The 6,537-nt window shown below is 71.2% G+C and carries 7 protein-coding genes; all 7 read left to right on the top strand.

Annotation, left to right across the window (positions count from 1 at the left end):
* The first annotated feature begins 159 nt into the window (after positions 1-159).
* From MT347_RS09575 to recN, 7 genes are read left to right on the top strand one after another with little or no spacing between them, the layout of a single operon-like run.
* Complete coding sequence (locus tag MT347_RS09575) at positions 160-939, top strand: hypothetical protein (RefSeq protein WP_243500468.1); 780 nt, start codon at positions 160-162, stop codon at positions 937-939.
* Positions 940-986: 47 nt separating this feature from the next.
* Complete coding sequence (locus tag MT347_RS09570) at positions 987-1,817, top strand: hypothetical protein (protein ID WP_243500466.1); 831 nt, start codon at positions 987-989, stop codon at positions 1,815-1,817.
* The gene (locus tag MT347_RS09565; protein WP_374206524.1) at positions 1,814-2,848 is read left to right on the top strand and encodes an HAD-IIA family hydrolase; all 1,035 of its coding nucleotides are present in this window, start codon (positions 1,814-1,816) and stop codon (positions 2,846-2,848) included. Before MT347_RS09570 ends, MT347_RS09565 begins: the two co-directional genes overlap by 4 nt.
* Before the next feature lie 18 nt (positions 2,849-2,866).
* Complete coding sequence (locus tag MT347_RS09560) at positions 2,867-3,037, top strand: hypothetical protein (protein ID WP_243500464.1); 171 nt, start codon at positions 2,867-2,869, stop codon at positions 3,035-3,037.
* Positions 3,034-3,834, top strand: coding sequence for a TlyA family RNA methyltransferase (locus MT347_RS09555; RefSeq protein WP_243500462.1), 801 nt, complete (start codon positions 3,034-3,036; stop codon positions 3,832-3,834). Before MT347_RS09560 ends, MT347_RS09555 begins: the two co-directional genes overlap by 4 nt.
* A complete protein-coding gene (locus MT347_RS09550) occupies positions 3,831-4,751 on the top strand; it encodes an NAD kinase (RefSeq protein ID WP_243500460.1) in 921 nt (306 codons plus the stop codon). Before MT347_RS09555 ends, MT347_RS09550 begins: the two co-directional genes overlap by 4 nt.
* Entirely contained in the window at positions 4,748-6,445 is a 1,698-nt protein-coding gene (gene recN / locus MT347_RS09545) for a DNA repair protein RecN (protein WP_243500458.1), read from the top strand. Before MT347_RS09550 ends, recN begins: the two co-directional genes overlap by 4 nt.
* The last annotated feature ends 92 nt before the right edge of the window (positions 6,446-6,537 follow it).

Below are 6,537 nucleotides of genomic sequence, written 5' to 3'. Positions count from 1 at the left end.
GAGTAGGACACCGCCGGACTTCTTCTAACGAAATGGCCACCCAAAGCTGGGTGGCCATTTCGCATTTACGGGCACATTTCCCGGGAAGGACAGTCATGTCGTCGGACGACGCTAAGGATCGCAGGAGCAACGACGACCGCTCGAGCGGACGTGCGTCCGATGGCGGACGGTCGTCCCGGGGCGAGGGTCACGCCCCGCACGGTGATCGGGCCCCACGACGTGATGGTGAGCGCCCGGTTCGCCGAGAGGGCGACGCCCGGGCACCCCGAACGGGCGAGTCTCGTCCGTACCGAGGTGGCGGCGGGAGCTCTGGTCGTCCCCCGCGCGATGGTGATCGGCCCGTCCGCCGCGACGGCGACCGTCCGTTCCGTCGTGACAGTGACTCCCGTCCCCCGCGTGACGGGGATCGGCCCGTCCGTCGGGACGGGGACCGACCCGTCCGTGGCGATGGCGATCGCCCGTACCGTCGTGACAATGACTCCCGTCCCCCGCGCGACGGTGATCGACCCGTCCGCCGGGACGGCGACCGTCCGTTCCGTCGTGACAATGACTCCCGTCCCCCGCGCGACGGTGATCGACCCGTTCGTCGGGACGGGGACCGACCCGTCCGTCGCGACGGCGACCGTCCGTTCCGTCGGGACAACGACTCCCGTCCCCCGCGCGAGGGTGATCGACCCGTCCGTCGCGACGGCGACCGTCCATTCCGTCGGGATGGCGATGGGGCCGGCCGACCTCGCCGTGAGCGTGACTCGCGCGGGTTCGGTGGCGGTGATCGGCGGCCGTCGGGCGACCGTCGGCCCGGTGCCGGAGCTCCCCGCCGATTCGGCCGAGAGGACTCTCGCGCGACTCGTCCCCCACAGGATCGGCGGGAGCGAGGGCCCGAAATTCCCGAGGAGATCACCGCCTGGGATCTGCCGGGCGCCGCTCGGAACGAGCTGAAAACCCTGAGCAAGGACAACGCGGAGAACGTCGCACGGCACCTCGCGATGGCGGCGCGACTGATCGATGACGAACCCGAGGTGGCGCACGAGCACGCGCTGGCGGCATCCCGAAGCGCGGGCCGCGTGGGCGTGGTGCGGGAGACGGTTGCGATCACCGCGTACGCCGTCGGTGACTTCGCGCTGGCACTGCGGGAGTTGCGCACTCACCGCCGCATCACCGGCTCCGACGATCAGCTCCCGTTGATCGTCGACAGTGAGCGCGGCGTCGGCCGGCCCGATCGCGCCCTCGAGGAAGGTCGTGCGGTCGACCGCTCGACGCTGCCGGTGCCCGTGCGGGTTCAGCTGGCGATCGCCATGTCGGGGGCCCGGCTGGACCTCGGCCAGACCGAGCGCGCGCTGCAGGAACTCGATATCCCCGAGGCTGATCCGGATCGTGCATTCGACTGGACCCCCGCGCTGTTCACTGCCCGCGCTGCCGTGCTCGAGGAACTGGGTCGTCACGACGAGGCGTCCGAGTGGGAGCGTCGTGCACAGATCGCCTCCGAAGCCCTGGACGCCGCATACGGAGTCGCCGACCGCGAGGTCATCGTGGTCGACGAGATCGACCTGATCGACGACGAAGACGAGGTGGACGCGACGTCGGATGGCATCCCTGTTACCGACGTCGATCGTTCCGCAAACGTCGTCGTCGACGGTGACGAGGCGGACAACGTCGCCGCGACCGACGACAACGCGAGCGACGACCTGGAGGGGCCCGCGGCCCACTCTTCTGACGCCGACGAGGCCGGGACGGAAGTCGTCGAGGCGGAAGTCGCCGAAACCACAGTCCCCGAGAGCGAAGTGTCCGAGTCCGACGAACACGAGGGCGAGCGGTGATCTTCGGGCGCAAGCCGGAAGCGACGCCGCTCGACGGAATCGACGTCGTTCTGGCTGACCTCGACGGCGTGGTGTACGCGGGGCCGGGCGCTCTTCCCTACGCCGTCGACAGTCTGAACCGCGCTCAGAGCGAGGGCAAGCGGCTCGGCTACATCACCAACAACGCGTCACGGACGGATGCGTCGGTGGCGGCGCACCTCTCGTCGCTGGGGCTTCGTGTCGAGCCGTCCGATGTGACGACGAGTCCGCAGGCCGCCATGCGGCTGATGAAGGACCTCGTGCCCGCAGGCTCGACCCTGCTCGTGATCGGCGGCGAAGGTCTCGTCGTAGAGGTCGAGAAGGCCGGCTTCGTCGTCACGCGCAGCGCCGACGACAACCCGGCCGCTGTGGTCCAGGGCTTCGCCCCCGAGGTGGGCTGGGCGCAGTTGGCGGAGGCGGCGTACGCGCTCGCGACGCCGATTGAAGACGGCGGCATCCCCTGGGTCGCGACGAACACCGACTGGACCATCCCGCAGGCCCGAGGCATCGCGCCGGGCAACGGCACCCTCGTCTCAGCCGTGCACACCGCGGTCGGCCGCCTCGCGACGATCGCCGGAAAGCCGGAACGCCCGATCTTTGACGAGGCCGTCGCCCGGACAGGAGCGCGGACGCCCCTCTTCATCGGCGACCGCCTCGACACGGACATCCAGGGCGCTCGCGTCGCGGAGATGCCGTCGGTCCTGGTGCTGACGGGGATCGACAGGCCGAAGCAGGTGCTCGCCGCCATCGCCTCGCAGCGACCCGACTACATCGTGGAGGACCTGCGCCAGCTGTTCGAGCCGTACCCGGCGACCGTGGTGAAGGGCGCGCGGACGCGCGTCGGCGACGCGATCATCGAGATCGACGGCGTCGACCTGCGCATCGTGTCGGAGGGGGACCGTCAGATCGACCTGCTCCGCGCGGGAGCGGCAGCCATCTGGAACTCGGGGCGTGCGATCTTCGGCTTCCGCGTGCCGGAACAGCTGTACGCCGACCCGTTCCGCGTGCGCTGACGCCGTAGCATGGCATCCATGTCGCACAGCACTGCAGGGGATCCCGCCCCCGAGCTGATCGACCGGTTGCGCCTGATCGAGGCGCAACCGCTCGACGCCCGCGCAGAGGCGTACACCGCGGTGCACGATGAACTCGCGAGACATCTCGCGTCCGCTCCGACCGACACGCAGTCCGCGTCGCGTCCGTGAGTCCCCGCCTCGACGCAGAGCTCGCCGCCCGCGGACTCGCACGCTCGCGTTCGCACGCCGCACAGCTCATCGCCGACGGCCTCGTCGCCGTGGACGGCAGGCCTGTCGTGAAGGCCGCGACCCAGGTCGACGAGTCCCGCGCGATCGAGGTGGCCGGTGCCGACCACTACGTCAGTCGCGGCGCCCATAAGCTGATCGCCGCGCTCGACGCGTTCCCGATCGCCGTCGACTCGCAGGTGGCTCTCGACCTCGGAGCCTCGACGGGCGGGTTCACGCAGGTGCTGCGCGAACGCGGAGCGCGTCCGGTCCTCGCCGTCGACGTCGGTCACGGGCAGTTGTCCACGGTCGTGGCATCCGATCCCGGCGTCGTGTCGGTAGAGGGGTATAACGTGCGGTTCATGACCGCCGACTCCCTCGCCGCCGCAACGGGCGTGGGCGCGCGCCCCCGCGTGGTGACGGGCGACCTGTCCTTCATTTCACTCACCCACGTTCTCCCCGCCGTCGTGGCCACGGCGGCGCCCGACGCCGACGTGGTTCTGCTGATCAAGCCGCAGTTCGAAGTCGGTCGCACCGCGGTCAAGGGTGGACTGGTGACAGACCCGGCCCTGCGCTCCGACGCGGTGCACGGTGTGCTGTGGGCGGCGTGGGACGTGGGCCTTCGCACCGCCGGTCTGATCGCCTCGCCGATCGTGGGGACCCACGGCAACCAGGAGTACGTCGCGTGGTTCTCGGCCACCCACGGCAGCGACCCCTCAGAATGGGAGAGCACCGTGACCCGACTGACCGGAAGCCGATGACCCCCAGCGATCGCCGAATACTCCTCGTCGTCCACGCGCGTCGAGACGACACCGTCCACGCAGCCGAGCGCATCCTCACAGCAGTGCGCGCGGCGGGAGCCGTTCCCGTGGTGTCGGCCGAGGATCGCCCCGAGCTCGCCGAGCGTCTCTCGCTCGAGGGCGTCGCGACCCTCGGCGTCGACGTCGACCTCGCCGAGGTGGAACTGGCGATCGTGCTCGGCGGCGACGGCACCATCCTGCGCGCGGCGGAGCTGGTGCGAGGCGGAACGGCGCCCATTCTGGGCATCAACATGGGCCACGTCGGCTTCCTCGCCGAGATCGAGCGCGACGATATGGACGACGCCGTCCGTCGCGTGATCGCCCGGGACTACACCGTCGAGGAGCGTCTCACCCTCGCGGTGAAGATCCAAGATGCCGAGGACCGCGTCATCTTCGAAACCTGGGCCCTGAACGAGGCCACGGTCGAGAAAGCGAGCCGCGAGCGGATGCTCGAGGTCGTCATGGCGGTCGACGGTCGGCCCCTGTCGTCGTTCGGGTGCGACGGGGTGGTCATCGCGACACCCACCGGCTCGACCGCGTACAACTTCTCCGCCGGCGGACCGATCGTCTGGCCGACGGTGGAGGCCATCGCCGTCGTTCCCCTCTCCGCGCACGCGCTCTTCGCGCGACCTCTCGTGGTCGGGCCCGATGCGAGCGTGGCCGTCGAGGTGCTCGAGCGTACGAGCGGAAGCGGCATCCTCTGGTGCGACGGTCGGCGCTCTCACGACCTGCCGCCCGGTGCGCGCGTCGTCGTGCGCCGGTCCTCTCGGCCGGTGCGTCTCGCCCGCCTGCATCCGGCCGTCTTCACCGAGCGTCTGGTGCGGAAGTTCCGCCTGCCCGTCACGGGCTGGCGCGGCACGCCGGGGGGTGCGGCGTGATCGAGGAGATGCGGCTGCGCGATCTCGGCGTCATCGCCGACGCGACCCTCCCCATCGGGCGAGGATTCACCGCGATCACGGGTGAGACCGGAGCCGGAAAGACCATGGTCGTCACCGGTCTCGGGCTCCTCCTCGGTCAGAGGGCCGATTCGGGCAGCGTCCGCAAGGGCGCGGCGCAGGCGGCAGTGGAAGGCGTCTGGCTCGTCCCCGAGGACGGCGCCGTGGCGGCGCGGGTCCGAGAGGCGGGCGGCGATGTCGAGCCGGTTGGCGACGGGTCCGCCGAACTGTACCTGGCGCGCACGGTATCGAGCGAAGGCCGCGGGCGCGCGACCGTCGGAGGCCGGACCGCACCTGCCGGTGTGCTCGCCGATCTCGCGGACGACCTCGTCGTCGTGCACGGACAGTCCGACCAACTGCGGCTGAAATCGTCGTCGGCGCAGCGCGATGCCCTCGACCGTTTCGGCGGCGACCCGGTCGCGGCGGCCCGCGCCGCGTACCGCGCGGCATGGGACACCTGGCGCGCCCTCGACGCCGAGCTGACCATGCTCACCGGCGATCGCGATGATCGCGCGCAAGAAGCCGAACGGTTGCGTGCGGCCATCGCCGAGATCGAGGCGGCCGCCCCCGTCGCGGGGGAGGACGAGGAGCTCGCGCGCCGCGCCGAGCGTCTCGCCAACGCGGAGGAGCTGCGCCTCGCCGCAGTCACGGCGCACGAGGCTCTGTCGAGTGATGACGGCGGCCCCGACATCGTCTCGATGCTGGCCGAAGCGCGTCGCGCCCTCGAACGCATCGCGGGCAGCGACGCCGCGCTCGCGGTGATCGGCGAGCAGGTGACCGACCTCGGCTACCGTGCCACGGATGCGGCGGTCGCGTTGTCGGGCTACCTCGCCGATCTCGACGAATCGGGCCCCCACGAACTGGCCGCGATCGACGAGCGCCGAGGTGTCCTGGCCGGTCTCGTGCGCACGCACGGATCGGTGGAGGGCGCGATCGCGCTGCTCGCGACCGGCTCGGCCCGACTGGTCGAGTTGGACGACGACGGCGACCGTCTCGAGCGTCTGCAGGCACAGCGCGACGCCGCCGCCGCCGAACTCGACGCGCGCGCCGAGGCACTCACCGCCGCGCGTCGGGGGGCCGCCGCGCGGTTGGGCGAAGCCGTCACGGAGGAGCTGCACGCTCTGGCCCTGCCGGACGCGCGCCTCTCCGTGGACGTCGCGCCCGCAGCCCCCGCCGGGCACGGCCGCGACGAGGTGTCGATCCTGCTCGCGCCGCACCCCGGTGCCGACCCGCGGCCCGTGTCGCGCGGCGCCTCCGGGGGAGAGCTCAGTCGCGTGATGCTCGCGATCGAAGTCGTCATCGCCGGCGTCGACCCCGTGCCGACGTTCGTCTTCGACGAGGTCGACGCCGGGATCGGCGGAGCGGCGGCCATCGAGGTGGGCCGGCGCCTCGCGCTGCTCGCCGAATCGTCGCAGGTCATCGCCGTCACGCACCTCGCCCAGGTCGCCGCCTTCGCCGGCAACCACCTGACGGTGGTGAAGGGCAACGACGGTTCGGTCACGGCATCCAGTGTCCGCCGGCTCGACGGAGCGGAGCGTGAGGCCGAGATGGCGCGACTGCTGTCGGGGTTGAGCGACTCGGATGCGGCGCTGACCCACGCCCGCGAACTTCTGCAGACCGGCCGCGCCGTCCGCTGACCCGCGATCGTCATGCTGCGGTGACCCGGATGTCGGTGGGTGGTGGGAGACTGCGAGACGACCCACCGACACGACTGATAGGATCGAAGCCC

It is taken from the genome of Microbacterium sp. VKM Ac-2923 (genome assembly GCF_022815605.1).
In the GTDB taxonomy this organism is placed as follows: Bacteria; Actinomycetota; Actinomycetes; order Actinomycetales; family Microbacteriaceae; genus Microbacterium.
The sequence above is the reverse complement of the archived record's forward strand: the minus strand, read 5'-3'. Positions and strand labels throughout refer to the sequence as shown.